Below are 24,789 nucleotides of genomic sequence, written 5' to 3'. Positions count from 1 at the left end.
GGTCTATCCCCCTTTTCCAAAGCCGCAGTTGGGGAAATGGCACACAGGACAGTCCAGGCACAGTCCCCCCTGCCCCAGCCCGGCCAACCAGTCTGCCGTGATCGGCACATCCGCCAGAAGCCGGGGCAGCGCCAGATCGAAGATGGTGCGCTTGGCGTACATCACACAGCCGGGCAGGCCGCAGATGGGCCGGCCGTCCCCCGTGTAAGCCACCAGAAACATGGCGCCCGGCAGTACGGGAGCGCCGTAAGAGATCACGTCCGCCCCGGTGTTCCTGATGGCCAGTGGGGTGTGGTCGTCCGGGTCCACGCTCATACCGCCGGTACACAGCACCAGCTCCGCCCCCCGGTCCAGCATGTCGGTGATAGCGGCGGTGATGGCGGCGGGGTTGTCGTCCAACACCGTATGGAACGCCATTTCGCACCCATACTCCCCCAGCTTTTCCAGTATCACGCCGGTAAAGGTATCCCGGATACGCCCGTGGAACACCTCGCTCCCCGTGACGACGAGCCCATACCGCTTGGGACGCATGGGCAGCAGCTTCAAAAGCGGCTCCGTTCCCACCACCGCCTTGGCCCGCTCCATCCTTTCCCGCGCGATGACCAGCGGGATCACACGGGTGCCGCAGAGCTTATCTCCCGTTTTGACGGGGAAACCCGCAAAACGGGTAGCGATCATCATATCCCCCAGTGCATTTACCGCCCGCAGACGCTCGGTGTCCACCAGAAACAGGCCGTCACAGCCGGCGGTGAGTTCAATCTTTCCCTCCTTGGGGGCGGAGGCCTTCATATTCGGTCCCTGGCAGAGCCCCCGCAGGATCTCCGCCGCCTCGTCCTCATGGAGAATCGTCTCATCGTTTTCCCATATGTACAGATGCTCTTTGCCCACACTGAGGAGGATGGGGATATCCTCCTCAGTGACGATATGCCCTTTGCGGAAAACAGGCCCTTTCGAAATGTCCCGGATGATCTGTGTAATGTCGTGGCACAGGACCTGCCCCACGGCCTCCTCGGTTCTGACCAGTTTCATCTCATGTTCTCCCCCTCTTCTCTCTTCCATACCCGGCCTTTCCTCTCGGCCCTGAGCTGTACAAGCTGGGCGGCCACGCTCAAGGCGATCTCCGCCGGCGTCTCGCCACCCAGCGGGAGGCCAACAGGCGTTACGATACGGGAGAGCGCCCGGTCTGAGAATCCCGCCTCTCTCAGCCTTTCAAAAACAAATTCCTTTTTCTTGCGGCTGCCCATGACTCCGATATAGCCAACGGGGGTGGTAAGCAGTTGTTTCTGCACCTCCAGGTCAAAGAGGTGGCCTCGGGTCATCACAACGGCATAATCCCCCGAGCCTGGGGCAACCGCATCAAGAATATGTCCGAAATCAGCACAGAGGACCCCCTTCGCACCCGGAAAATCTGCAGGTACCGCAAATTCCGCCCGGTCATCCAACACCATAAAGCAAAAATCCAGGCGAGCCAAGAGCGGGGCCAGCTCACGGGCCACGTGGCCGCCGCCGAACAGATATACCGCGCCGGACCTTATCAGGCGCTGCGCAAACCATGGTTTCCCTTCCGCCTCAAACAGAACCTCGTCTGCCGCCTGCTGCCTCAAGGCCGAAAACCGTATCTCCGCCGCCTCTTTCTCCAGAAAAGAGAGGTCTCCCGCCTCTGCCGTGGACAGCCGGGAGACCAGCCAGCCGTCTCCACCGGCCCGGAGGCATCTCAGTGCGGCGTCCGTCGCTGCCAGCGGTCCCGCAGCACCGCCTGGGAGATACTGCACCGCCAGCGTCACGTCTCCGCCGCAGACCATTCCAATGCGCTCCAGCCCCTCCGCCCGTAGGCAGAACTCCCGCAAAGCCGACGTCCCCGAGCGCAGCGTCTCCATCGCCAGAAGCTCCGCCTCGTGCTCCACCAGCCCGCCGCCCACTGTTCCCCAGAGACGCCCCGAGCGCCCGACCAGCATTCGCGCGCCGGCGTCCCGGGGCGCGGAGCCAGAGCGCGCCACCACCGTGGCCAAGGCCACCCCATCTCCATCGGCAAGCAGGCCCCGAAGCGCCTCCAGAAACTTTTCCATTCGGTCTCCCTTCCCCGTTGGCTCTGCACTCAGTCGGCTTCCCCCTGAAAATATTTTATGTTTCCATTATATTTGTTTGACTTTGGAAAGTCAATATGTTATTCTCAAATGAGAATAATGATTGCGTGAGGAGGTCTGGAACATGCGCCTCTGCGAGGCACTTGGTCTCCCTGAAAGCGGTGTTCTTTCCCTGGTGGGCGGCGGCGGAAAGAGCTCACTTCTCCTCCGCCTGACAAAGGAGTGGTCGGTGGACCGGCGGGTCGTGGCCGTCACCACCACTCACATCACTCGCGCGCAGGGTGAGGCTCTTGGATTGCTCCTGCTGGGAGGATCGCCCGACGCCCTGCACGCCGCTCTGCGGGAGCACAGCGCAGTCTGCGCCGCCTTATCTGCGGAGGGCGACAAGCTCTCTCCTCCCCCGCCCGCCCTGCTGCGCGCCGCGCCCACTTTAGCGGATTGGGTCCTGGCGGAGGCCGACGGCGCCCACGGATTCCCCGTCAAGGCGCCCGCCTGTCACGAGCCGGTCCTGCTGCCGGGCGGATATGTTGTCGGCGTGGCCGGGCTCTCCGCCCTGGGCCGCCCCTTGTCAGAGGTGTGCCACAGGCCGTCGCTTGCCGCGGCACTCCTTGGCGTCCCCCCGGGTGCGGCGCTGACGCCATCGCTGCTGGCTGGATTGCTCACCTCTGAACACGGACAACGCAAGGGAGTAGAGGACCCCGCCCGCTTTCGGGTTCTACTCAACCAGGCCGACATGGTCCCCCGCCATCTGGCGTGCGCCGCGGCGGCTGAAATCGAACGTCTCCTCCCCGGTTGCCGGGTCGTCATTGCCTCACTCCGGGAAGAGGACTGCATCAAAGAGGTGTTTGACGGATGCTCGTAGTCATCAAAGGGGCGGGAGATCTGGCGACAGGCATCGCCTGCCGTCTGTTTCGCTGCGGCTTTGCCCTTGTTATGACGGAAACAGCACGGCCCACTACCGTGCGGTGCACGGTAGCCTTTTCACAGGCGGTTTACCGGGGAAGCGCTCAGGTGGAGGACATCCCGGCCCGCCTGGCCGCCGCTCCTGAGGAGGCGCTGGCCCTCACAGGGCGCGGATTCGTCGCCGTGCTGGTCGATCCCAGCGGGACCAGCGTGGAGGCCCTCCGTCCGGATGTAGTGGTCGACGCCGTCCTGGCAAAGCGAAACCTAGGCACGCATCTCACCGACGCCTCCTGTGTGGTGGGCGTCGGGCCGGGCTTTCTCCCGGGACGCGACTGTCATGCCGCCGTGGAGACCCAGCGCGGGCACGATCTGGGCCGCGTCCTCTGGGACCGAGCGCCGGCCTCCAACACGGGCGTTCCCGGTGAAATCGGCGGCTATACCGTGGAGCGCCTCCTGCGAGCCCCGGCAGACGGCGTATTTCTGCCCGCCGCGCGGATCGGCGACCTGGTGGAGGCCGGGCAGCCGGTTGGATACGTGGACGGAACTCCTATGCGCGCCCAGATCTCCGGTGTCCTGCGGGGACTTCTGCCCGATGGCACTCCCGTCCACACCGGAATGAAGGCGGGCGATATCGATCCGCGCTGCCGCCGGGAACACTGTTTTTCCGTCTCAGACAAGGCAAGAGCAGTGGGAGGCGGCGTACTGGAGGCCATTTTGACGCAATATCATCGAAAGGAGGGCGGCACTTATGTCCGCTGATATCAAACTGACCCGTCTGGCCGAGTGCGCCGGCTGCGGCGCCAAGGTCGGCGCAGGAGTATTGGCGCAACTGCTGGACGGGCTCCCCACCCGTACCGACGAGCGTCTTCTGGTGGGCTACGACACCAGTGACGACGCCTCGGTCTACCGCCTGTCCGACCAGCTCGCCCTTGTTCAGACCGTGGATTTCTTTCCGCCGATCGTGGATGATCCGTTCCGCTTCGGACAGATCGCCGCCGCCAATGCCTTCAGCGATGTCTATGCCATGGGAGGCGAACCCAAACTGGCGCTCAATCTGCTCTGTGTCTCCCCTGAGATGGATGATGAGGCGGTGCGTGCGGTGCTGCGCGGGGGATATGACAAGGCCTATGAGGCCGGTGCCATCATCACCGGCGGTCACACCATTCGGGATCTGGAGCCCAAATACGGCCTCGCGGTCTCCGGTTTTGTCCACCCCGACCACATTTTGCGCAATGACCGGGCGAAAGTGGGAGACGTTCTGATTTTGACCAAACCTCTGGGCATCGGCGTTACCACCACCGCCGCTAAGGCTGGCTTTGCGGAGCCGTCCCTTCTGCGCCTTGCAGAGGAACAAATGGCCATGCTCAATCGGACCGCCCGCGACATCCTGACGGATTTCCCAGTGGAGAGCTGTACCGATGTGACCGGCTTCGGCCTGTTGGGGCACACACTGGAGATGGCGAAAGGAGGCGGCGTTACCGCTGTTTTGGACAGCAGGCGCATCCCTCTGCTTCCCGGCGTTTTGGAGCTGGCCGTCATGGGGTTCCTTCCCGAGGGTATGTACCGCAACCGCCGTTTTGCAGAGCCTTATACCCGCGCGGACGACGGTATCTCCCGCGCCCTTTTGGATCTGCTGTACGACCCACAGACCTCGGGTGGCCTCCTGATATCCGTCCCTGAGAAGAGCGCCCCTCCACTCCTGCGCGCCCTTCGGGATCATCTGCCCTGCGCCGAGGAGATCGGTCATGTCGAGCCCAAGCAGGGCGACACCTTCCTGTGGGTGCGGTAACATGGAGGCGTGCTACTACCTTCTGACCTTCGATCGCTCTCAAAGCGCGCTCTCCGCCGAGCGCGTCCTGCGCCCTCGGGTCCCCGTCCAGGTGATGCCAACGCTCCGCCAGCTCTCGGTGAGCTGCGGTATCTCCCTGCGGGTGGAGCGGGAACACTACCCCGCGCTGGCAACTGCCCTGAGGGATGCCCTTTTGTCCCCGGAAGAGTATCGGCTTTACTATGTGGATCACACGCAAATCAAAGAGATGAAAGAAGGCTGACCAAATGACACTGGAAATCGACGCGCTGGGCAAAGCCTGCCCTATGCCTGTAGTCTTGACCAAACAAGCGTTGGATCAAGGCGCACGGGATATCACGGTCCTGGTCGACAACGACATTGCAGTCCAAAATTTGACCCGTCTGGCGGAAAGCCAGGGGATGACGGTCCGATCCATTGCGGAAAGCGGCCGCTTTTCCGTCCGGATCTCAGGAGAGGGCGTAGCGCCTTCTCCCGCAGCAGCGGTCAAATGTTCCATCGGACCCGGCGCGCCCACCTTTTTCATCAGCCGTAACTTTATTGGTGACGGTAGCCCAGAGTTGGGCCGGAACCTGATGAAAATGTTTCTCTATACGTTGGCCGAGGGCAGCATACCGCCCCGCGCGCTTATTTTTATGAATGGAGGCGTACAGCTCCCCGCCGGCGAAGACGAACAGATCGTCGCACATCTGAAGGCCCTGGAATCCAAAGGCTGCACAATTCTGGTGTGCGGGACCTGCCTCAACTTTTTTGGCTTGGCGGAGCACTTGAAGGTGGGCGTGATCAGCAATATGTACGACATCGTCGAGCAGATGCAGCACACTGAAAATGTCATCACCGTCTGAAGCGGCTGACTTCCCTGCATGGACCGTTCCTGGCAATTCTTAATACAATATATCTGATATAAGGCCGCCCTATTAAAGGGCGGCCTTGTGATCTATCTACATGAAAAAGGGTGCCGCCCCCGGTATTTGCGTACCGAGGACGGCGGAAAGGAGCAGAAAAGCTTGGGGCTATCTGCTCTTTTATTTTACCAAAAGATAGGAGGAAATGCAAGGGGAAGAGGGAAAAAGACTGTTTCCTCCCAGGCACAGTTACGCTGCCATGCTCTCTGCATGCGGAACAAGAGGGTCAACGCCCTCGAGGTAAAATCAAAACCCAAGGCCATATAGGCTAATTTTTTACGACATTTGATAGTCATAAGCAGCAGTTTTTCAGTAGTTGACAGCGACACACAAAAAACATAAGAAAACCCTTGCAATCACTAGTTTTTCTAGCAACTGCAAGGGTTTTCTTTTTGGCGGAGAAGGAGGGATTTGAACCCTCGCTCCGGTTTCCCGGACTACTCCCTTAGCAGGGGAGCCCCTTCGGCCAACTTGGGTACTTCTCCATGCCGACGGCAGTATGTGTGATTCATTTGAATAAAATTGGCGGAGAGAGTGGGATTCGAACCCACGGCTCTTGCGAGTCACCGGTTTTCAAGACCGGCTCCTTAAACCACTCGGACATCTCTCCACAAGCCGAGCGCCACCAAGCACACCAAACGCGAGTGTTATCTTACCATATCAGATGCGCTATGTCAACAGTTTTCAGGAAAAAACCGGGACCTCGCGGCCCCGGTCCCTTTCCTGTCACCCGAAAAATGCGTGCGCGCCAATTGTGGTCACGTAGGGCCGGTTCCGCTGTGCCCAACTGTTGGGCGATATACTGGGATTTACAAAATACAGGCTGTTTCCTCCCACTCTGACCCCTTCCAGGATCAGCTTGGCCGCGATCACGCTCTCAGCGTTGGGCTCACGGTAAATCGCACCATTCTGCACCGGCGTGAACTGGTTGGGTGCGCAGACGACCTCGTAAATCGTATTGGGAAAACGTGGGCTGTCTACACGGTTCATGATGACCGTGCCTACAGCCAGCTTTCCATCCAAAGACTGATTCCCACTCTCAGCGTTGATGATATGGGACAGCCAGTAGAGGGAATCGCTGTCGTAGTAACTCTCACCTGAGACGATGGCGCCGCTGCCGCTGTAGATCTCCACCTCTCCGGTTTCAGCGTTCCAGCCCACCCATGCGCCCATGGCCTGGGCAATGGTCCGCACCGGGACCAGAACACGGCCATTCATCGCAATCACACCGTTGAGGACATACAGATACCGGCCATTGGCTTCGACGTATTGATCCCCCACTCGGACACGGATCGTCAGGCCTTCGGCGCTGACCACCGCGTATTCCCCTTCCCACGTAATGACGGCATCCGGCCGCAGAGCCAGAACCGCGTTCATCAGGGATACATAGGTGATATTGTTATATACCGTAAGACCAGGATCCTCATAGGCTATGCCATCCACAAGAAAATATGGGGCAACTTCTTCCTCCGCCTGGATTCCCTCCGCCGCCAGAGCAAAGCTTCCCACCGGGAGTACGATAGCCAGGCAAAGCATGAGACATAAAAAACGCTTCTGCATGTCGCGTGCTTCCTCCTTACTGTTTCGTTGTAGTTTCTTGTTGCTATTGTAGCTTGTTATTTACTTTTTGTAACCAGATTGTAACCCATTTCCGAATAAATTGCAAGCCCAATTTTTTCTTTTATTTTGTCAAATACCCTGTATCCATTGCAGCACAATGTGTCTATCCTTCAAGCTTCCTTGCCCTCGCTTGCAAATTCAGAGATGATTTGTGGCGATTTTGCAAGAATCCCACTCATCCGCGGGGCCCGGATTCCCGGCCCGAATCCGTGTTCCCTGCCGGGCCAAACCGCCTCTCTGCCCCGCGAATAATCCGAAGCAGTCCGTGGGTGTGTCGTGAGAGCATCACCAGGGTCAGCACCGCAGCAATCCCTCCGGCTTCGGCCCCCAGAAAAGAACCTGCAAATAGCAAAAACGTGCCTGGGATCACCACAGCGCCCAAGGGCAGATATCCTGTGATCCATACCACGGCGAGCCCCGCCAAACAGCTTACGGCTCCCCACATGGGTGCGCCTAAAATCAGACATGTGCAGGTCACAGCCACCCCTTTCCCGCCCCGGAATCGGTTCCAAAACGGAAAATTATGTCCAAGTACAGCTCCCAATCCGGCCCAAAACACCCCCAATTGTCCCAGCTCCCGACACAGGAGCGCCCGACATAGCAGACATGCAAACGCGGTCTTGCCCACATCGCCCGCCAATACCGCTACGCCGCATCGCAGACCGAGGTGCTCGGTGATGTTGGCCATGCCCGGGTTTCCCGAGCCGACGTCCTGCGCCCGTTTTCCCGTTTCCTTCCTAGCTACCAGCTCTGCAGTCAGGAAACAGCCGCAGAAATACCCTGCCAATAAGCAGAACGCTCGTTCCATTGGCCTCCTCCTCCAGGCAAAAGATGGTTTTTTCGCCCTTAGCGTATTCTTTTTCCGCACTTTTATACGGGGACTGTCCGGACACATTCCCACGAGGAGCAGGGCTCCACTCGTGGACAACACTTCCGGCTTTGATGCCTTGCCCCTGCTATTTCCCGCAAAAAAGTCGAAGCAAGCGATATGACGCTTGCTTCGACCTGTCCTAAGCTCTGTTTTTCTACATATTAAATACGTTAAATACGGACTAAAAAGACCGGCAGGAACGCGCCAACTTCTCCAAGAAGTGTCTCCAACCTCATCTCGTTGCAAATCGGTTCATAAAGAAGTCGGTAAAAGCGGCCAGTTCTTCATCCTGTGACACATAAACATACAGCTTTTCATCTTCCAACCAATCATAGGCATTGATGCCGATATAGCTTTTTTTATCTGGGTAAATGATAAAGGCATCGGTGGGGTACTTGTTCCGGTAGGCTTTAAAGATTGCAGAACGACGGTAGTAGGTCGGGGCTCCACAGGCGGAAAGATCGGGGACGGTGGGAACGACTGTGATCGTCTGACCAACCTCGTTCCAGCCGACAATCAAATTCCCAATTTTCGTTTTGCTTCCATGAACAAATCCGTAATTGAAACGGCTCACATCCTCTGTATATCCAAAAATCAGCCTGTAATCGTCTCCCCCTTCTACGACTTGGTTAAATAATACACGCATTTTCTCCGCGTTGGCGTCGCTCTTTTCCCTATCGATTTCGGGTCCCTTAAACAATTTGTTGAAAAATCCCATTATTTTTCCCTCCTAAATTTTGTTATTTTATGACCTGATTTTGCCTAGGTGTAAAAATAAATATAAATTTTTAATTTGTCTTTATTTGATTCAAAAGAAATCCGTCTGAATACAACGCCGGAACATCAGATTCAGACGGATCTCCTAATTTCCATTATTGGGGTTGCGGATTCTGCTCTTTTAAGAGCTCCAGTGCGTCCACGATTGCATTGATATAGAGAGTATGCAAAAACACAGATAAAAAAGTTGACTTCTGATGAAATACAAAAATATATGTCAGAGCGATAACTCCCAGTTTGTTGATTTGATTAGCCCCGCTCCGGCAGGGCTTTTGCGTCCCCTTCGGCAATGAAAAAAGATATGTTTTAAGGCTTTTTGACCGATGGTGTGTAATTCAAGGCCACCGCCGAGGCCCACGGCCCCCACATTGAGAAGCACGACAAATATCACAACATCGACAGCCGCCATCCAGTGGAAGGCACGACAAAGGGCGGGAGCAAAAAATCCAAGAACCGCAGTATCAAGCATGTATGCCCCTGTTGCGGCACCATCATCCGGGCGACGCGTGAGGTCAATGTGATCTGCAGGGATTGCGGAGAGCCTTTCAAGCGGGCAGAAAATAAAGAAGGAGGCAAGCCCGCTGGCGAGCTGCATCGCCAAGCTCCCTGAAAATAGAAAAAGCCTGGAAAGCCCACAATATTAGGCTTTCCGGGCATAGATACAAAAACAGCCCTCCAAAAAGGAGGGCTGTTTTTGTATTAAAGGTTTGTCCCTTAATATGGCGGAGAGAGAGGGATTCGAACCCTCGAGACGCTATTAACGCCTACACGATTTCCAATCGTGCGCCTTCGACCAGCTCAGCCATCTCTCCATAGTGCTGGACAACGTTGATTATTATAAGCGTTCTTTCTGCTTTCGTCAAGAGCTATTTTAAAAAACCTGTGAAAAATTTGCCGCCGTTGCAAAGTGCCTTTAACTATGCTATAACTGTAAGAAACATCGAGGTGCGATATCTGTTTTTACTAAGGAGTGTTCAGCATGAATCTCACACGTACACAGGCATTGGATCTGCTCAAGCAGTACAACAAGGACCCTTTCCACATCCGCCACGCTCTTACCGTGGAGGCCGTGATGGGATGGTTTGCCCGAGAGCTGGGCTATGGCGATGAAGCGGACTTCTGGTCCGCCGCCGGACTGCTCCACGATCTGGATTTTGAGATGTGGCCGGACGAGCACTGCATCAAATCTCAGGAGCTGATGCGTCAGGCCGGTTTGGACGAGGCACTGATCCACGCCACCGCCAGTCACGGCTGGGGGCTGGCCTGCGATGTCAAGCCGGAGCACGAGATGGAGAAGGTCCTTTTTGCTTGTGACGAGCTCACGGGGCTCATCGGCGCCGCTGCCCTCATGCGTCCATCCAAGAGCTGTACCGACATGGAACTCAAATCTCTGAAAAAGAAATTCAAGGACAAAAAGTTTGCGGCTGGCTGTTCCCGCGAGGTAATTGCCCAGGGCGCGGACCTGTTGGGCTGGGAGCTGGACAAGCTGCTTGATGTGACGCTTCAGGCTATGCAGGACACTGAGGCCGCTGTGCAGGCTCAGTTGACCTGATATCGTTTCCTCTCAAAGCGGGTATACTATTGACGATTCATTATTATTTTAAAGGAGCTACTATGGAAAACAAAAAGCAGCGAGGGCCTAAAAGCAAGCTCGGCGCCGTCCTTCAGAGCCTGCTGATCACTGCCGTGGTTGGTTTCATCTACTTTTATGTCTCCCTCCCCGCGCTCAACCTCCAGGACAGCAATTTCTACGTGTTTGTTTTTGTGCTCTGTCTGGTCTTTGTGATCTCAGCGCTCTTCACCACCGGCTTTCACATGGACCCGGGCGGTGGACTCAAAGAATACTTCCGCTTCATCAAGTCCCAGTGTCTGCCGGTGGGTATTCTCATGGCCGCTCTCATCCTAGTCGGCGTGGTAGGCAGTGTGATTTCCATGCCGCTGTTTCGCGCCAGCGCTTATCGGCAGCTTCTCCAGGTGGAAGAGGGCGATTTTTCAACAGATGTAAAGGAAATTTCCTTTAATGAAATTCCTCTGCTGGACGAGGACTCCGCCCGATATCTGAGCACCACACAGATGGGTACCATTCCCGACATGGCCAGCCAGTTTGAGGTGGCCTACGACTCCACCCAGATCAACTATCAGGGTAGTCCCGTCCGTGTGGCCCCCTTGGAATACGCCGATCTTATTCGGTGGTTCACCAACCGCTCCAACGGTCTGCCCGCTTACATTGTGGTGGATATGGTCTCCCAGGAGGTCAAGGTGGTTCGCCTTCCCGATGGCCAGGGAATCAAATACTCCCCTTCCGAGCCTTTGAATCGCAACGTGATGCGCCATCTGCGCTTTCAGTATCCCACCTTTCTTTTCGCCACCCCCTCTTTTGAGATTGACGAGTCCGGCAATCCCTGGTGGGTCTGTCCCCGTGTGGTCAAGACCATCGGTCTTTTTGGGGGCACGGATATCCGGGGAGCGGTGCTCATGGACGCTGTTACCGGCGAATGCTCCTACCATGAAGAGGTCCCGCAGTGGGTGGACAGAGTTTACCTCGCCTCTCTCATCATGGAGCAGTACGACTATTACGGCACGCTGGTCCACGGGTTCATCAACTCCGTGTTCGGCCAGCGGGACGTGAAGATCACGACCGAGGGCTATAACTATATTGCGCTCAACGACGACGTATATATGTACACCGGCGTCACCTCCGCTACCAGCGATCAGTCGAATCTGGGCTTTCTCCTGTGCAACCAGCGCACTAAAGAGACCAAATTCTACACCATTCCCGGTGCCACCGAGCAATCTGCCCGGGCTTCCGCCGAGGGGATGGTCCAGGATCAGGGCTACCGTTCCACCTTCCCGCTTCTGCTCAATATTTCCGACCAGCCCACCTACTTCATCGCCCTGAAGGACGACCGGCAGTTGGTAAAAAAATATGCCATGGTCAATGTGGGGCAATTCAATCTGGTGGGCATCGGCGACACTGTGGCGGCCTGTGAGCAGGATTATCTGCGCCTGCTGGGGGAAAAGGGCATTGCCGCTCCGGAAGAACGGATCGAGACCCAGGTCTCGGGTACGGTAGCGGAGATCCGATCCGCCGTGCTGGACGGTACCACCTATTACTTCATCCGCCTGGAGGGCGAGGAGGTGTTCTATTCTCTGTCCGCCGTGCAGAATCCGGTGGCTGTTCTTCTCAACGCCGGGGACCTCGTCACGATCGACCACGCCCCTCAGGCCGAGGGGGAGTCCTCCTCCATCCTGGACGGCTACACACTCACTGTGGAGGGGAAAGCCGCCCCGGAGCCCTCCTCTGTTCCGGAGGCGGGTTCCGGGACGGAGGACTGGACTGAGGTGCCTATTCTCTCTTAGCGTTTCTCTTTTGCCAAGCAAACACGCCCAGGACCACCATTCCGGCGGTCCTGGGCGTTTCTTTTCCCTTCGGATGGCATCTCTTTCAGATGCACCCGCAATACCCATGCTATCTTCCGGAAACGCTTCTCTGGCCTTTTCGGGCCTTTTTCTGCCGCAGCGACCACTGAAAAATCATCCGCAGGGCCTCCGGCGACAGGAGCAGCAGCGCGGCCAGATTGGGCAGAGCCATCATACCGTTGCAGATGTCCGCCACCTGCCACACGCGTCCCACGTCTCCCACGCTGCCCGCCACGACAAAGAGAAGAAATACCATTCGATAGCACCCAACCCACCGGTCGCTGCCTGTAAGATATGCAAGACCCCTCTCCCCATAGTAGCTCCAGCCTAGGAGTGAGGAAAAGGCAAACATCAGAAGGCACACCGCCACAAAGGGGCCGCCCCAGGCCCCCATGACAGTGGAAAATGCCGCGGCGGAGAGCGCAGATCCCAGCATGGAGCTGTCCACGCCTCCACTTTGAATGGCCAGAAGCGCCTCTGTCTCATCATAGACGCCCGAGGTCAGAATGACCAGCGCCGTTACCGTACAGACCACCAGCGTCGCTACAAAGACCTCAAACGCACCCCACATCCCCTCTTCCGCCGGCTCTTCCACATCCGCCGCGGCATGGGCCATAGCGGAGGAGCCCAGGCCCGCCTCATTGGTGAACACTCCCCTGGCCACACCGAAGCGCATGGCGGAGGCCATGGAATAGCCCAACGTGCCCCCCAGCGCAGCTTTGGGCGCAAAGGCGCTCGCCACAATTCGGGAAAGGGCGGCCGGAACGGCCGTAGCGTGGACCCACAGCACAGCGGCCCCGCCCGCCAGGAACAGAACCGCCATGGCGGGCACCAGCTTTTCGCTGACTCTTCCAATGCGGCCGATCCCGCCCAGGATCACCAGCCCCGTAAGCAGGGCGGTGACCGCACCCACGGCCAGCCGGTCCCAGCCGAACGCCGCCTCTAGGGCGGTGGCAATGGAATTTGCCTGCACCATATCTCCCCCGCCGATGGAGGCGCAGACACAGAAGAGAGAGAAGGCCAGCGCCAGGCCCCGAAGTCCCAGGCCCTTTTCCATATAATCCATGGGGCCGCCCTCCCAGCCCCCGTTTTTCCCACGGTGGCGGTAGCGGACGGCCAACGTCTTTTCCGCACACCCGGTCATCATCCCCAGGAATGCCGAAATCCACATCCAGAAGACGGCCCCCGGTCCCCCGTAAAAAATCGCGGTGGCCACACCTGCGATGCTGCCCGTACCAATGGTGGAGGCAAGCGCCGTAGACAGGGCCTGAAATTGGGTGATCCCTTCCGCCTCCCCCCCTCGCTTCGAGTGCAGAAGAGACCCTACCGTAGCGCTCATCCAGAGCCGAAACTCAAAAAGCTGGAAGAATCCGCTGCGTATGGAGTAATAGAGCCCCAACAGCAAGAAGGCACCCAAAAGCCATGGATTCCAGATCCAATCACCCAGGCGCTCCAAAAAAGACATGTCCGCATACCCCCTCGTACAAGGGGTATGCGGACCGTCCCCAAAAGATGCGCTTGATCCCTCCGCCGTGCTACAGGCTCCAGTCGATCTCTTCCCCGCCTCTTTCCCGCAGGAAGGCATTGACACGGCTGAATGGCCGGCTGCCGAAGAATCCTCTGCCCGCAGACAGCGGGCTTGGATGTGCGCTGACGAACACGCCTTCCCCCGAGCGCGGAATCCCCGCTCCCACAGCGGTGTTTTGAGCATGGCCGCCCCACAGGAGATAGGCCACCGGCTGCGGAAGCGCCCGGGTAAGCCGGAGGGCCTGCGCGGTAAACCGCTCCCAGCCCCAGCGGCCGTGGCTACCCGCAGCCCCCTCATACACGGTGAGCGTCGTGTTGAGCAGCAGCACACCCCGATCTGCCCATACAGACAGATCTCCGGCTCCATGAGAAGGCGTTATCCCTACATCCTCTCTCAGTTCCTTCAGGATGTTCTGTAAAGAGCGCGGGAGCGGACGAATTCCCTCCCGCACGGAAAAGGCCAGTCCATCGGCGTGTGCCTTCGTAGGATAGGGGTCCTGGCCGAGGATGACCGCCCGAACCCGCTCTGGCGGTGTACGGGAAAACGCACGGAAGAGCGCCTCCCTGGGCGGAAATACCCTGGGATCCCCACGGGAATAGGCCGTATCAACCCGTTCGGCCAGCCGGAGGAAATACTCCTTTTTATACTCCTCCTGCAACAGCGGTCCCCACTTGCCCAGCCCTTCCAGCTCCATGCCCGCTCCCCCTCCCGCGTCAGATCAGGCTCATCTGACATCCACCCACAGAATAAACCTCACGCCCGTATGAAAAGAAAGACGTCTGCCCGAAGCAGACGTCTTTCTTTTTGGAGGCGCCACCCAGACTCGAACTGGGGGTAAAGGTTTTGCAGACCTCTGCCTTACCACTTGGCTATGGCGCCATATGGATAGCAGGAGCAAAACGCTCCTGCTATCATTTGCTGGAGCAGGTGACGAGGCTCGAACTCGCTACCTCCACCTTGGCAAGGTGGCGCTCTACCAGATGAGCTACACCTGCAAATCACAGTCTATCTTATGCATGTGATCTGCCATTGATACTGCAAAAGAGGGAAAGTTCCCCCGGAGGATACACGGCGTATCCTCCGGAGAAGCCTTGGTGCCTCCGGCCGGAATCGAACCAGCGACACGGGGATTTTCAGTCCCCTGCTCTACCAACTGAGCTACAGAGGCAAATGGCGACGCGGAAGGGACTTGAACCCTCGACCTCCGGCGTGACAGGCCGGCGTTCTAACCAACTGAACTACCACGCCATTTGACACTTTGGGCTTATCAACCCATGGTGGGAACAACAGGGCTCGAACCTGTGACATCATGCTTGTAAGGCATGCGCTCTCCCAGCTGAGCTATGCTCCCCTGTTGGCCATTCTTTTCAGACGGCGAAAGTTATTATACTAAACCAGCCTCAATCTGTCAACACTAATTTGACCATTTTTTGAGATTTTTTTCTCATGCCGCGGAAAAGGTCCTTCCGCGGCATGAGAGCTTTCTGCTACGCCTTGGTCGCCTCCTGCAAGATTGTCTTCAACTCCTCTTTTGAGAAGTGATAAACCACGTCGCAGAACTGGCAGGTGAGGTCCGTCTCCCCCTGCTCTTCGATCATATGCTCCAATTCGTTTCTGCCCAAACTGATCAGGGCCCTGGACACCCGCTCCCGGCTGCAATAGCACCGGTAGGACACCGGCACTCGCTCCAGCAGCTCCGCTCCCATCCCCTCCAGCAGCTGCTCCAGAAGGGTCTGCGCGTCGGCGCCGCGGTTGAGTACATCTGTCACCGGTCCCAGCCTGCCTACAGCACCCTCCAGCCGGCCCGCCACAGCGTCGTCGGCACCGGGCAGGAGCTGCACGATATAACCACCGGCGCAGAGGACGGATTGATCAGTATTGACCAGGACGCCCAGACCACAGGCGGTGGGGATCTGCTCACTGACCGCAAAATAAGACGTGAGATCCTCCGCGATCTCCCCACTTACCAGCTCCACGCTGCCCACATAGGGTTCTTTGAGCCCAATGTCCTTGATGACCGTGAGATACCCGTCTGTTCCCACGGCAGAGCCCACATCAAGCTTCGCAGGCGCCTTCCGGGGCAGATCCACCTGCCCGTTCTGGAGGTAGCCCCTGGCATTCCCATGGCTGTCCGCCACAGCCGTAATACTGCCCAGGGGGCCTCCGCCCTGAATGCGCAGGGTGACTGAGCCGTCCTCCGTCTTCAGATCCGAGCCCATCATGGCGCATCCCATCAAGGTGCGTCCCAAGGCGGCGGTCGCCACAGGCAACGTCTTGTGGATCTGCCGTGCCCGCTCTGCCATATCTTTTCCGGTTATGGCCACGGCCCTCACCGTACCATCGGCTGCAATCATGCGTACGATCTCATCCATGGATCTCTATCATTTCCTTTCGCGCTGCAAAAAATATACGCTGCTCATCCTCGCCGGGCGGGCGTAACTTCAGTTCGCCGTACTGCCGCACCTTGGAAAATCCCGCTCCATAGAGGTAGCCTTCCAGCTCCTCCAGCTCATAAGCCCGTTCTTCATGGACCTCCTCCTCCCGGCGCCAGAGGCCGCCTTCCTCCCGGAAGAAGAGGTCCATTCCGTAGGTGCAGATCTTTCTCCGTTCAGACCAGTCCGCCCGCCAGACACAGTAAGTGTCCTCTGTCTCGTCAAGAAATATGCCCCCGTCTAGTCCCCGCAGCTTCCCCGGCGCGTTTATGTCGAAGAGGAACAGTCCGCCCGGCATCAGAAAAAGATGCACCCGATCAAACGCCCGGCGCAGATCGGCCGGGCGGGTTACATAGTTGACGCTGTCCAGACAGCAGATACAGGCGTCGATGGTGCCGTACAGATCCAACTCCTGCATGGGCTGCTGGAGAAAGATCGGGGCTTCTCCCCTTACCTGTCGGCCCTTTTCCGCAGCCACGGCCAGCATATCCTGAGATTGATCCACGCCGATCATCTCGTAACCCCGTTCCGCCAGCAGACATGTCATCTCCCCTGTCCCACAGGCCAAATCCAGCACGGTATGAATGGGAATGGGGCATTTCTGGAATTGCTTTTCGATATAATCCGCCCACCGACGATGGTCCACGTCAGCGGTAAGGGCATCGTACCGGGCCGCCAGGGCCTCATAGCTGCTCATTCGTCCTCCTGTTCATACCTCTTCCGGATCTCCTTGGCGCGGGGCAGTACATTCTTGTAGCCGTCCGCGCCGTAGTTCAGCGAGCGGTTGACTCGGCTGATGGTGGCGCTGCTGGCCCCGGTGCGTTCCAGAATATCATTGTAGATCATCCCATCGCTGAGGAGGAGCGCCACCTCAAACCGCTGCTCCATGGCCCTCAGCTCCGCCACCGTGCAGAGATCTTCAAAAAATTTCTTGCACTCGTCCAGATCCTTTAGGGTCAGGATGCTCTCGTAAAGCAGGTCGCCATGCTCCTTATCGGCTTTTTTCGTCATAATTGGGAAGACACCTCTTTCATTATCCTTGGCATCGAGCCGCTTCTATTTTACCACTGTGAAGTATGAAAGTAAAGGATGATTTCCAGATTTTCACCACTTTCTACGCGCAACATAGGATAGAAACGAGGTGGTTAAGTTATGTGGAAATCACAGCATTGGACGCAGACGTTGGAGCATGAGGGGGAGCCGGTGCTCTCCCTCTCCCAAGCTCTGCCCCTTCCGGTTGAGGAAAGGCGTCCAGACCGCCGGATGGAACAGTATTACCGGCATCTGGGAGAGCTCTGGAAAAACCGCTGGGCCGCCGTCCTCTACCCCCGTGCCTGTGCCGCCCTCCAGGAGGCCAGAGCCGGCTCCCGTCCCTTCCTGCCCTGGGAGGCGGAGCTGGTCTATCATGTCACCTTGGAGTGTGACGGCCTCTCCAGCCTCTATGTAGATGTGACCGAGCGTCAAAACGGTACCCGCCCTCTCACAGTCCGCACCGCAGAGACGTGGGAACTTCGATCAGGCACGCCCAAGACCCTCTCCGAATTTTTCCCGCCCCGTCTGTTTTGGAAAAAACCGATCATCGAAGCGCTGCAACGTCAGGCTCTGGACCGCCTCCAAGGGGGAGAGTCCCTTCTTTTTGAGGATGTAGAGACCAGAGTGGCCTCTTATTTTTCTGCAAAGCGGTTTTACCTTACAGAAGAAGGCTTATCCCTCTTCTACCCCATGTGGTCCCTGGGTTCCCCCGCAGAGGGTATCCCCGTCTTTCTCCTGCCGCTCCCCACTTCCCTACAAAAACTTTCCCCAGAAAAATCCTGAAAAATACTTTAATTGGCTAATTCTTTCTTGCATCCCGGTCCACATTAGTATATAATACCTCAGTTCCCAGAATGAAAAAACACAGGAGGAATCATTATGGTCAGAGCAATCGTCGGAGCCAACTGGGGCGACGAGGGCAAGGGCAAGATCACCGATATGTTCGCGGAGGAATCCGACGTTGTCGTACGGTTCCAGGGCGGTGCCAATGCCGGCCATACCATCATCTGTGACTATGGGAAGTTCGCCCTGCACCAACTTCCGTCGGGTGTGTTTTATCCCCACATCACCAATATCATCGGAAATGGCGTTGCACTGGATGTGCCGAAATTTTTAGAAGAGTTGGAACACCTGGAGGCGGGAGGCGTCCCCGCCCCCCACATCATCATCTCCGAACGGACCCAGGTGCTGATGCCTTACCATGTGCTCCAGGATCAATATGAAGAGGAGCGGCTGGGCGGTCATGCGTTCGGTTCCACCAAGTCCGGAATCGCCCCCTTCTACTCCGACAAATATGCCAAATATGGCATCCAAGTCTGCGAGCTCTTTGATGAAAAGAGGCTGATGGAGCGTCTGGAGCAGGTCTGCCAAATCAAGAACGTGCTCTTTGAACATCTCTACCATAAGCCGCTTTTGGACCCCAAAGCGCTCTTCCAGCAGCTTATGGGTTATCGTGAGCAGATCGCCCCTTATGTCGGCAATGCCCTGACCTTTGTGAAGGGAGCCCTTGCGGATGGGAAAAAGGTCCTGCTGGAAGCGCAGTTGGGCGCCATGAAGGACCCGGACTTCGGCATCTATCCGTTCACCACCTCCTCCCATACGCTGGCCGCCTTTGGCTGTATGGGCGTAGGCGTCGCGCCCAGCGACATCCAGACTATCACGGCCGTTACCAAAGCCTATTCCAGCGCTGTAGGCGCGGGCGCCTTCGTGTCCGAGCTTTTCGGGGACGAGGGCGATGAGCTGCGCCGTCGGGGCGGAGACGCGGGTGAATACGGTGCCACCACCGGGCGTCCCCGGCGGGTGGGCTGGTTCGATACCGTGGCCACCCGTTACGGCTGCATGGTACAGGGGGCCACCGAAGTTGCCCTCACTGCGGTGGATGTGCTGGGCTATCTGGATGAAATCAAGGTCTGCATCGGCTATGAGATCGACGGTAAGGTCACTCGTGATTTTCCCGTTACCCGCCTGCTGGAACAGGCAAAGCCGGTCTATACCACGCTGCCCGGCTGGAAGTGCGACATTCGCGGCGAAATCGACTACGCCAAATTGCCCCAGGCGGCCAAAAACTATGTGGACTTTCTTGAGGGGGAGATCGGCGTTCCCATCACACTCGTCTCCACCGGTCCCAAGCGTCACGAAATTGCCCGTCGCTGATTAAAATCTCTTTCTTTTGAAACGTGCAGAGGTTTTTCTCTGCACGTTTTTCTATTCCGCCCGCAAGCATCCCCTCTCGCCGCTCCGTTTTGTCTGCAATTCCCTGTTAATATTGGTACTACCATTTTAAAATTTAATTTTTTGTCACTTTTTCGTCAAAAAAGTTCTGTTTTTTATATGTTTAAAATGACGGTTTATTGTTCCGCAAACCAGAACATAAGTCTTTCATCTTTCCTTCCATTTCCTGAAAAAAACCTTGTATCCATTGCACTGCAATCTATTTTCCGTTTCATCCTCGTGTCTTCCTCCCCTCAGTTGACAAACTATATTTTTCGTATATAATGTAGTCCGTAATTGTGAACAAATTGTGTTGGGATTCGTTCACAATCAGTTTTGTAAGGAGGGAAAAACGCATGTTCAAAAAGTTTACCAATGGCTGCGTACGCGTAGTCAACCGATGGCTGCCGGATCCGTTCCTGTTCGCCATCATCCTGACCATCGTGGTGTTTATCGGCGCCATGATCGGTACGCAGCAGACTCCTATGGCTCTTGTCGATGCCTGGGGTAACGACAAGGGCTTCTGGGGGCTGCTGTCCTTCTCCATGCAGATGGCCCTGGTTCTGGTCCTCGGCTCTGCCATGGCGTCCGCCAAGGTCTGTAAAAGAGTCCTAGGCGCCATTGCCTCTCTGGCCAAGGATAAAAAGAGCGCCATCCTCATCACCACCTTCGTGTCCACCGTCTGCTGCTGGCTCAACTGGGGCTTCGGCCTCATCGCCGGCGCTCTGCTTGCCAAAGAGATCGCCCGTCGGGTCCGTGACGTGGACTATCCGCTGCTCATCGCCTCCGCCTATTCCGGCTTTGTGATCTGGCACGCCGGCCTTTCCGGTTCCATTCCTCTGCAGCTCTCCAGCACCACCGAGATTCTGGGGGTGGCCTATCAGGCTCCCACCACGGCTACCATCCTTCATCCTATGAACCTCATCATGTGCCTTGTCATTCTGGTGCTGATGCCTTTTGTCAACTATGCCATGCATCCTGATGCCGCACACACCATCGTCGTGGACCCCGCCCTCCTCGTGGACGAGGAAGAGAAATCGTATGTCGTTGACACCCCTGCTGCAAAAATCGAGCACAACAAGATCCTGTGGATCATCACGCTGGTGCTCGGTTTTGCCTACATCGTCTATTACTTTGTAAATAATGGCTTCAACCTGGGGCTCAATATCGTCAACATGATTTTCATGTTCTTGGGCATCCTGCTCCACGGCGACCTGCGGAAATATGTAGACGCCATTGGAGAGGCCGCCTCCGGCGCCGCCGGTATCCTGCTCCAGTTCCCCTTCTATGCCGGCATCATGGGCCTGATGGTGGCCGCCAACAGCGACGGCGTTTCTTTGGCCTCCATCATTGCCAACTTCTTCACCAACATCTCCAATAACGTCACCTTCCCCATGCTCACCTTCCTGTCCGCCGGCATCGTAAACTTCTTTGTCCCCTCCGGCGGCGGCCAGTGGGCTGTGCAGGCTCCCATCGTGATGCCCGCTGCCACCGAAATGGGCATCGATTATGGCCGTGCCGCCATGGCCATTGCCTGGGGCGATCAGTGGACCAATATGATCCAGCCCTTCTGGGCCCTGCCTGCCCTGGGGATCGCCGGGCTGTCCGCCCGCAACGTAATGGGCTACCTTGTCATCGTTCTTCTCTTTACCGGCGTGGTTGCCTGCCTGGGCTTTCTGGGCTGGGCGATGTTCTTCTAATTCGACGATCCGGCCCGAAAGGAGCCCGCACGATGGATCTCGTGCGGGCTCCTCCTTTTTATCCCCGCGCCGCACACCACTTTCCACAGCGCACACGGCGCACCAATCCGCCTCTAAGACATAGAATGGGATGGAAGCCCCAGGCAGAGGGAACAGCCTCTCTGCCTTCCCCATCCTGACACTATTCTTAGGAGGTATTGCAATGCCTGAAAAGGTCGTGCCCGGTCCCGTACAGGATGCCGCCTGTATCCGGGAGGCCGTGTGCATACACACGAAAAAGATTTATGATAGCTGCCGCGATAAGGACTGTATCGAAGATCTTCGCTTCTACCCCACGCAGAGCTCTCAATGCGCCATTGACCGCGCCATCAGCATCAAGGCCGGAACCGCGGAGCTGTTGTACGTGTACATCGATGTGGAGCCAGTCGGCTTTAACCGCGGCTTCTATACTGTAGACGTCCGCTATTTCTACCGCGTAACCGCGGATGCCTTTGTGGGCGCCGCCCGTCCTGTGGAGATCTGCGGCCTTGCCGTTTTTGACAAGCGCGTCATTCTCTTCGGCAGCGAGGGTAACGCCAAGATTTTCAGCTCTGAAACCGCCTTTGAGGCGCTGGACGAGCAGAACATCCGCAAGAGCAACCTGCCTACCGCTGTTGTGGAGGCCGTAGATCCCATCGTGCTCAATATGAAGCTGGTGGACGTCTGCGAGTGCCGTCCCTGTGACTGCGAGCTCACCGAGATCCCGCCCTGCATCTGCGCCTGCTTCGGCAGCGACCTGTGCTTCGGCGGCGAGGGCAAGCGGGTCTATGTCACCCTGGGTCAGTTCTCCATCATTCGCCTGGAGCGCGAGACTCAGCTTCTGATGCCGGTGTATGATTACTGCATGCCCGACAAGGAGTGCGCCTGCGGCGGTGGCGAGGATGACCCCTGTGAGATTTTCCGCCACGTCAAATTCCCCGTGGATGAGTTCTTCCCCCCCAATACCATCGCCTGCGGAGACGCTTTCCGCGACGTGCAGTCCGGCTGCTGCAAATAATCCCGCTCCTATTCTCCACATGCAAAAAGGAGGAGACGCCCGAAAGGCGTCTCCTCCTTTTCATGAAAAAGCGGATTTTAGATGACGTTCAGGTTCACATTGGACCACTCGGTGGTCTCCAGCTTGGTGAAGTCGTTGTCCACCACCAGGGTGCCATCCAGCACTTCCTGATACAGGGCCTCGTACTCCTCCACGGGGTAATTCTCCAAGCTCCAGGTGTCGGTGGGAAGACCAACGGAGTTCTCATTGACGCCCAGAGAGGTCGCCACGCCGCCGATCTCGGAGAAGGTGCCGTCATAGACCTTGGCCACGGCCCATTCGACAGCGTCGGAAAGGCCCTTCATGGCGGAGGTGATGACAGTGTCGGACTGGCTGGACTGATCTACGTCCACGCCGACCACAAACCCGTCGTTGGCGGAAGCAGCAGCGGCGATGGACTGGAACATAGAGCCGCCGCAGGCAAAGATGACCTCGGTGCCGCTCTCATACCAGCCATTGGCCATGGTCTGCAGCTCGGGAGAGGCGCTGAAGCTGGAGCCGTACTCCCAAGAGTAGTTCATATCCACGGTAACGCCCATATCTGCCGCAGCGGCGTTGGCGCCCTGGACAAAGCCATAGCCGTAACGGCAGCAGGCATCGTTGGTGCCGCCGCCACCGCCGGAGAAGCCCAGCTTGGTGAAGCCGTCCTTCACAACGGCATAGCCGGCGAAGTAGCCGCACTGCTCTTCCTTAAAGGCCACAGCCGCCACATTGGTCAGGGTATTGCCGGCCTCATCGGAGAGGGGATAACCGTCGATAAAGACAAAGGGGGTGTCGGGGAACTCGGCAGCGGCCTTCTTCAGGGCGTTCTCCTGCATAAAGCCGGCGGCCACAACCACCTTGGCACCGGCGTCAACGGCGGCCTTCATGGCGTCGTAACGGTCGTCGTCGGTGGCCTCGTTGCCGTTGGCGGGCTGATAATACTTGTAGCTCAGTCCATTGGCGGCGGCGTACAGCTTCACGCCGTCAAAAGTGCCCTGGTTGAAGGACTTGTCCTTGAGCTGGCCCACATCGGTGATAAAAGCAACCTCATAAGTACCGTCGGCAGAGGTCATGCTGTCCTCGATCTCGTCCGGATTGGTGACTGCCTCAGGGGCGGTGGTATCGGCGGGGGCGGAGGTGTCGGCGGGAGCGCTGGTGTCTGCAGGGGCGGGCGTGGGAGTGCTGGCGCTATTGCCGCCGCAGGCCGCCAGCGAGAAGACCATTGCACCAGCCAGAACAAGAGCGGAGAGTTTCTTAAAATTCTTCAAACTGATCTACCTTCCTTTCAAAATCAATGCCCGGTACGGTACAGACGTTACGATAAGGTCCATTCCTCCGAGCACGGGCTTATTATAACGCACATTTTACCAAAGCGCAACTGCAATTTCGCCATTATCAAAAAAAGTTTACAGAATTGTTTCAAAAGTATTAACCGCATTAAGGGACCGGCTCCGGTTTCTCCTGAACCGCAGCCGGTCCTGTCATTCAATATCCTTCTCCTTGCTGTCCCTTCACCAGCTTGACGATCCGGGACGTTCCCAGACGGTCCGCGCCCAGCGCCAGAAAGTCCTCCGCGTCCTGAAGAGTGGAGATACCGCCTGCCGCCTTGATCTTCACACCAGATCCGATGTGCCTGGCGAAGAGGGCCACATCCTCCCGGGTGGCCCCGCCGGTGGAAAAGCCCGTAGAGGTCTTGATATATTCCGCGCCCGAGGCGGTGACGATCTCGCACATCTTGATCTTCTCCTCCTCCGTGAGCAGGCACGCCTCCACGATGACCTTTAATATCCTTCCCTGACAGGATGCCTTGACGGCTTTGATCTCTGTGAGCAGGTCCTCCCAGCGCCGGTCCTTCACCCAGCCGATATTGATGACCATATCGATCTCGTCGGCCCCGTTGCGGATGGCGTCCTCCGTCTCAAATACCTTGACGGCAGTGGTGGAATAGCCATTGGGGAACCCGATGACCGTGCAGATCTTCAGCGCGTTGCCCACGTGCTCCGCCGCCCGGCGCACATAGGAGGCGGGGATGCAGACCGAGGCGCAGCGGTATTTGAGGCCGTCGTCGCAGACCTCCCTGATCTGTTCCCAGGTGGACTCCTGCTTGAGCAGGGTATGGTCGCAGTGGGCTAGGATTTTCTCGGTATCCATGGTGATACTTCCTTTCCGAATCGGTTTCCGCCCTTACGGGCGACGCTCTGCCCTATTTCCGCTCCCGCAGATCGGACCGCCCCACGAGGTAGTCCAGGGGAACGTCAAAAAAGTCAGCAATAATAATTAGCCTTTTAAATGTTGGATATCCTTCCCCGTACTCGTAAAGCTGATATGCACGCAGGGTCAACCCAACTATTTTCGCCAGTTCCTCCTGCGTGAGCTTTTTTTCTTCTCTTAGCTCCTTTAATCTGTCTGGAAAAGACATTTTATGCACGCTCCTCTTGACAT

The 24,789-nt window shown here is 57.3% G+C and carries 25 protein-coding genes and 8 tRNA genes; 11 read left to right on the top strand and 22 right to left on the bottom strand.

Going from position 1 to position 24,789, the window contains the following annotated elements:
• Positions 1-3: 3 nt before the first annotated feature.
• Positions 4-1,029 (bottom strand): molybdopterin-binding protein, encoded by a 1,026-nt coding sequence (locus SRB521_RS07930; RefSeq protein WP_116721650.1) that lies wholly within the window; start codon positions 1,027-1,029, stop codon positions 4-6.
• On the bottom strand, positions 1,026-2,066 hold the full coding sequence (locus SRB521_RS07925) for an XdhC family protein (RefSeq protein WP_058117756.1): 1,041 nt from the start codon (positions 2,064-2,066) through the stop codon (positions 1,026-1,028). The genes SRB521_RS07930 and SRB521_RS07925 overlap by 4 nt, the downstream gene beginning before the upstream one ends.
• Positions 2,067-2,208: 142 nt before the next feature.
• On the opposite strand from SRB521_RS07925, the gene yqeC reads away from it, so the two are divergent.
• Genes yqeC through yedF form a run of 5 tightly spaced genes read left to right on the top strand, consistent with a single transcriptional unit; the run spans position 2,209 to position 5,639 of the window.
• A complete protein-coding gene (gene yqeC / locus SRB521_RS07920; protein WP_075703912.1) occupies positions 2,209-2,946 on the top strand; it encodes a selenium cofactor biosynthesis protein YqeC in 738 nt (245 codons plus the stop codon).
• On the top strand, positions 2,937-3,746 hold the full coding sequence (gene yqeB, locus SRB521_RS07915; protein ID WP_075703913.1) for a selenium-dependent molybdenum cofactor biosynthesis protein YqeB: 810 nt from the start codon (positions 2,937-2,939) through the stop codon (positions 3,744-3,746). Before yqeC ends, yqeB begins: the two co-directional genes overlap by 10 nt.
• Positions 3,736-4,776, top strand: coding sequence for a selenide, water dikinase SelD (selD, locus tag SRB521_RS07910; RefSeq protein ID WP_075703914.1), 1,041 nt, complete (start codon positions 3,736-3,738; stop codon positions 4,774-4,776). The genes yqeB and selD overlap by 11 nt, the downstream gene beginning before the upstream one ends.
• Position 4,777: 1 nt before the next feature.
• Complete coding sequence (locus SRB521_RS07905; protein WP_075703915.1) at positions 4,778-5,038, top strand: putative Se/S carrier protein; 261 nt, start codon at positions 4,778-4,780, stop codon at positions 5,036-5,038.
• A 4-nt stretch (positions 5,039-5,042) separates the two neighbouring features.
• Entirely contained in the window at positions 5,043-5,639 is a 597-nt protein-coding gene (yedF, locus tag SRB521_RS07900) for a sulfurtransferase-like selenium metabolism protein YedF (protein ID WP_075703916.1), read from the top strand.
• Between the two features lie 453 nt (positions 5,640-6,092).
• On the opposite strand, the gene SRB521_RS07895 is transcribed toward yedF, so the two are convergent.
• The 7 genes from SRB521_RS07895 to SRB521_RS07865 form a co-directional block, all read right to left on the bottom strand.
• Positions 6,093-6,184, bottom strand: a tRNA-Ser gene (locus SRB521_RS07895).
• Positions 6,185-6,222: 38 nt separating this feature from the next.
• Positions 6,223-6,309 (bottom strand) — tRNA-Ser (locus tag SRB521_RS07890).
• 116 nt (positions 6,310-6,425) lie between these two features.
• The gene (locus tag SRB521_RS07885) at positions 6,426-7,235 is read right to left on the bottom strand and encodes a cell wall hydrolase (protein WP_243647721.1); all 810 of its coding nucleotides are present in this window, start codon (positions 7,233-7,235) and stop codon (positions 6,426-6,428) included.
• Positions 7,236-7,494: 259 nt separating this feature from the next.
• The gene (locus tag SRB521_RS07880) at positions 7,495-8,127 is read right to left on the bottom strand and encodes a glycerol-3-phosphate acyltransferase (protein WP_075703918.1); all 633 of its coding nucleotides are present in this window, start codon (positions 8,125-8,127) and stop codon (positions 7,495-7,497) included.
• Positions 8,128-8,422: 295 nt separating this feature from the next.
• On the bottom strand, positions 8,423-8,908 hold the full coding sequence (locus tag SRB521_RS07875; protein WP_075703919.1) for a hypothetical protein: 486 nt from the start codon (positions 8,906-8,908) through the stop codon (positions 8,423-8,425).
• A 276-nt stretch (positions 8,909-9,184) separates the two neighbouring features.
• Complete coding sequence (locus tag SRB521_RS07870) at positions 9,185-9,562, bottom strand: hypothetical protein (protein WP_116721648.1); 378 nt, start codon at positions 9,560-9,562, stop codon at positions 9,185-9,187.
• Between the two features lie 125 nt (positions 9,563-9,687).
• Positions 9,688-9,779: transfer RNA gene (locus SRB521_RS07865), tRNA-Ser, on the bottom strand.
• A 167-nt stretch (positions 9,780-9,946) separates the two neighbouring features.
• On the opposite strand from SRB521_RS07865, the gene SRB521_RS07860 reads away from it, so the two are divergent.
• Positions 9,947-10,519 carry a hydrolase gene (locus SRB521_RS07860; RefSeq protein ID WP_075703921.1) on the top strand — a complete coding sequence of 191 codons (573 nt, stop codon included), beginning with the start codon at positions 9,947-9,949 and terminating at the stop codon, positions 10,517-10,519.
• A gap of 62 nt (positions 10,520-10,581) precedes the next feature.
• A complete protein-coding gene (locus SRB521_RS07855) occupies positions 10,582-12,327 on the top strand; it encodes a CvpA family protein (RefSeq protein WP_116721647.1) in 1,746 nt (581 codons plus the stop codon).
• A gap of 109 nt (positions 12,328-12,436) precedes the next feature.
• On the opposite strand, the gene SRB521_RS07850 is transcribed toward SRB521_RS07855, so the two are convergent.
• The 10 genes from SRB521_RS07850 to SRB521_RS07805 form a co-directional block, all read right to left on the bottom strand.
• Entirely contained in the window at positions 12,437-13,852 is a 1,416-nt protein-coding gene (locus SRB521_RS07850) for an alanine/glycine:cation symporter family protein (RefSeq protein ID WP_075703923.1), read from the bottom strand.
• 70 nt (positions 13,853-13,922) lie between these two features.
• Positions 13,923-14,609 carry a uracil-DNA glycosylase gene (locus tag SRB521_RS07845; RefSeq protein ID WP_058117764.1) on the bottom strand — a complete coding sequence of 229 codons (687 nt, stop codon included), beginning with the start codon at positions 14,607-14,609 and terminating at the stop codon, positions 13,923-13,925.
• A gap of 111 nt (positions 14,610-14,720) precedes the next feature.
• Positions 14,721-14,794 (bottom strand) — tRNA-Cys (locus SRB521_RS07840).
• 40 nt (positions 14,795-14,834) lie between these two features.
• Positions 14,835-14,910: transfer RNA gene (locus SRB521_RS07835), tRNA-Gly, on the bottom strand.
• A gap of 97 nt (positions 14,911-15,007) precedes the next feature.
• Positions 15,008-15,083: transfer RNA gene (locus tag SRB521_RS07830), tRNA-Phe, on the bottom strand.
• A 3-nt stretch (positions 15,084-15,086) separates the two neighbouring features.
• Positions 15,087-15,163 (bottom strand) — tRNA-Asp (locus tag SRB521_RS07825).
• 27 nt (positions 15,164-15,190) lie between these two features.
• Positions 15,191-15,266 (bottom strand) — tRNA-Val (locus tag SRB521_RS07820).
• A 136-nt stretch (positions 15,267-15,402) separates the two neighbouring features.
• Positions 15,403-16,287, bottom strand: a complete 885-nt coding sequence (gene hslO, locus SRB521_RS07815; RefSeq protein ID WP_075703924.1) for an Hsp33 family molecular chaperone HslO — start codon at positions 16,285-16,287, stop codon at positions 15,403-15,405.
• Positions 16,280-17,044: a class I SAM-dependent DNA methyltransferase gene (locus tag SRB521_RS07810; RefSeq protein WP_075703925.1), complete on the bottom strand. Its 765-nt coding sequence runs from the start codon at positions 17,042-17,044 to the stop codon at positions 16,280-16,282. The genes hslO and SRB521_RS07810 overlap by 8 nt, the downstream gene beginning before the upstream one ends.
• Positions 17,041-17,358, bottom strand: coding sequence for a YerC/YecD family TrpR-related protein (locus tag SRB521_RS07805; protein ID WP_033118521.1), 318 nt, complete (start codon positions 17,356-17,358; stop codon positions 17,041-17,043). The genes SRB521_RS07810 and SRB521_RS07805 overlap by 4 nt, the downstream gene beginning before the upstream one ends.
• Before the next feature lie 141 nt (positions 17,359-17,499).
• On the opposite strand from SRB521_RS07805, the gene SRB521_RS07800 reads away from it, so the two are divergent.
• The 4 genes from SRB521_RS07800 (at position 17,500) to SRB521_RS07785 (ending at position 22,326) form a co-directional block, all read left to right on the top strand.
• The gene (locus tag SRB521_RS07800; RefSeq protein ID WP_129868832.1) at positions 17,500-18,162 is read left to right on the top strand and encodes an RsiV family protein; all 663 of its coding nucleotides are present in this window, start codon (positions 17,500-17,502) and stop codon (positions 18,160-18,162) included.
• Positions 18,163-18,258: 96 nt separating this feature from the next.
• On the top strand, positions 18,259-19,533 hold the full coding sequence (locus tag SRB521_RS07795; RefSeq protein WP_075703926.1) for an adenylosuccinate synthase: 1,275 nt from the start codon (positions 18,259-18,261) through the stop codon (positions 19,531-19,533).
• A 413-nt stretch (positions 19,534-19,946) separates the two neighbouring features.
• Positions 19,947-21,290, top strand: coding sequence for a short-chain fatty acid transporter (locus SRB521_RS07790; protein ID WP_075703927.1), 1,344 nt, complete (start codon positions 19,947-19,949; stop codon positions 21,288-21,290).
• A gap of 202 nt (positions 21,291-21,492) precedes the next feature.
• Complete coding sequence (locus SRB521_RS07785; RefSeq protein WP_075703928.1) at positions 21,493-22,326, top strand: hypothetical protein; 834 nt, start codon at positions 21,493-21,495, stop codon at positions 22,324-22,326.
• Between the two features lie 77 nt (positions 22,327-22,403).
• On the opposite strand, the gene SRB521_RS07780 is transcribed toward SRB521_RS07785, so the two are convergent.
• The 3 genes from SRB521_RS07780 to SRB521_RS07770 all read right to left on the bottom strand — a co-directional run bounded on the left by SRB521_RS07780 (position 22,404) and on the right by SRB521_RS07770 (position 24,766).
• A complete protein-coding gene (locus tag SRB521_RS07780; RefSeq protein WP_083630887.1) occupies positions 22,404-23,615 on the bottom strand; it encodes a BMP family ABC transporter substrate-binding protein in 1,212 nt (403 codons plus the stop codon).
• 217 nt (positions 23,616-23,832) lie between these two features.
• Positions 23,833-24,498: a deoxyribose-phosphate aldolase gene (gene deoC / locus SRB521_RS07775; protein ID WP_033119026.1), complete on the bottom strand. Its 666-nt coding sequence runs from the start codon at positions 24,496-24,498 to the stop codon at positions 23,833-23,835.
• Between the two features lie 52 nt (positions 24,499-24,550).
• The gene (locus tag SRB521_RS07770) at positions 24,551-24,766 is read right to left on the bottom strand and encodes a helix-turn-helix domain-containing protein (protein WP_075703929.1); all 216 of its coding nucleotides are present in this window, start codon (positions 24,764-24,766) and stop codon (positions 24,551-24,553) included.
• Between the last annotated feature and the right edge of the window lie 23 nt (positions 24,767-24,789).

It is taken from the genome of Intestinimonas butyriciproducens, from assembly GCF_004154955.1.
In the GTDB taxonomy this organism is placed as follows: Bacteria; Bacillota; Clostridia; order Oscillospirales; family Oscillospiraceae; genus Intestinimonas; species Intestinimonas butyriciproducens.
The sequence above is the reverse complement of the archived record's forward strand: the minus strand, read 5'-3'. Positions and strand labels throughout refer to the sequence as shown.

Excerpts from the sequence above, each read along its gene's own strand:
- SRB521_RS07795 (WP_075703926.1), top strand. The coding sequence starts at position 18,259 with ATGGTCAGAGCAATCGTCGGAGCCAACTGGGGCGACGAGGGCAAGGGC.
- SRB521_RS07880 (WP_075703918.1), bottom strand. The coding sequence starts at position 8,127 with ATGGAACGAGCGTTCTGCTTATTGGCAGGGTATTTCTGCGGCTGTTTC.
- SRB521_RS07810 (WP_075703925.1), bottom strand. The coding sequence starts at position 17,044 with ATGAGCAGCTATGAGGCCCTGGCGGCCCGGTACGATGCCCTTACCGCT.
- SRB521_RS07860 (WP_075703921.1), top strand. The coding sequence starts at position 9,947 with ATGAATCTCACACGTACACAGGCATTGGATCTGCTCAAGCAGTACAAC.
- yqeB (WP_075703913.1), top strand. The coding sequence starts at position 2,937 with ATGCTCGTAGTCATCAAAGGGGCGGGAGATCTGGCGACAGGCATCGCC.
- SRB521_RS07800 (WP_129868832.1), top strand. The coding sequence starts at position 17,500 with ATGTGGAAATCACAGCATTGGACGCAGACGTTGGAGCATGAGGGGGAG.
- yedF (WP_075703916.1), top strand. The coding sequence starts at position 5,043 with ATGACACTGGAAATCGACGCGCTGGGCAAAGCCTGCCCTATGCCTGTA.
- SRB521_RS07805 (WP_033118521.1), bottom strand. The coding sequence starts at position 17,358 with ATGACGAAAAAAGCCGATAAGGAGCATGGCGACCTGCTTTACGAGAGC.
- SRB521_RS07845 (WP_058117764.1), bottom strand. The coding sequence starts at position 14,609 with ATGGAGCTGGAAGGGCTGGGCAAGTGGGGACCGCTGTTGCAGGAGGAG.
- hslO (WP_075703924.1), bottom strand. The coding sequence starts at position 16,287 with ATGGATGAGATCGTACGCATGATTGCAGCCGATGGTACGGTGAGGGCC.
- SRB521_RS07855 (WP_116721647.1), top strand. The coding sequence starts at position 10,582 with ATGGAAAACAAAAAGCAGCGAGGGCCTAAAAGCAAGCTCGGCGCCGTC.
- deoC (WP_033119026.1), bottom strand. The coding sequence starts at position 24,498 with ATGGATACCGAGAAAATCCTAGCCCACTGCGACCATACCCTGCTCAAG.
- SRB521_RS07905 (WP_075703915.1), top strand. The coding sequence starts at position 4,778 with ATGGAGGCGTGCTACTACCTTCTGACCTTCGATCGCTCTCAAAGCGCG.
- yqeC (WP_075703912.1), top strand. The coding sequence starts at position 2,209 with ATGCGCCTCTGCGAGGCACTTGGTCTCCCTGAAAGCGGTGTTCTTTCC.
- SRB521_RS07850 (WP_075703923.1), bottom strand. The coding sequence starts at position 13,852 with ATGTCTTTTTTGGAGCGCCTGGGTGATTGGATCTGGAATCCATGGCTT.
- SRB521_RS07925 (WP_058117756.1), bottom strand. The coding sequence starts at position 2,066 with ATGGAAAAGTTTCTGGAGGCGCTTCGGGGCCTGCTTGCCGATGGAGAT.
- SRB521_RS07875 (WP_075703919.1), bottom strand. The coding sequence starts at position 8,908 with ATGGGATTTTTCAACAAATTGTTTAAGGGACCCGAAATCGATAGGGAA.
- SRB521_RS07790 (WP_075703927.1), top strand. The coding sequence starts at position 19,947 with ATGTTCAAAAAGTTTACCAATGGCTGCGTACGCGTAGTCAACCGATGG.
- SRB521_RS07870 (WP_116721648.1), bottom strand. The coding sequence starts at position 9,562 with ATGCAGCTCGCCAGCGGGCTTGCCTCCTTCTTTATTTTCTGCCCGCTT.
- SRB521_RS07930 (WP_116721650.1), bottom strand. The coding sequence starts at position 1,029 with ATGAAACTGGTCAGAACCGAGGAGGCCGTGGGGCAGGTCCTGTGCCAC.
- selD (WP_075703914.1), top strand. The coding sequence starts at position 3,736 with ATGTCCGCTGATATCAAACTGACCCGTCTGGCCGAGTGCGCCGGCTGC.
- SRB521_RS07770 (WP_075703929.1), bottom strand. The coding sequence starts at position 24,766 with ATGTCTTTTCCAGACAGATTAAAGGAGCTAAGAGAAGAAAAAAAGCTC.
- SRB521_RS07885 (WP_243647721.1), bottom strand. The coding sequence starts at position 7,235 with ATGCTTTGCCTGGCTATCGTACTCCCGGTGGGAAGCTTTGCTCTGGCG.
- SRB521_RS07785 (WP_075703928.1), top strand. The coding sequence starts at position 21,493 with ATGCCTGAAAAGGTCGTGCCCGGTCCCGTACAGGATGCCGCCTGTATC.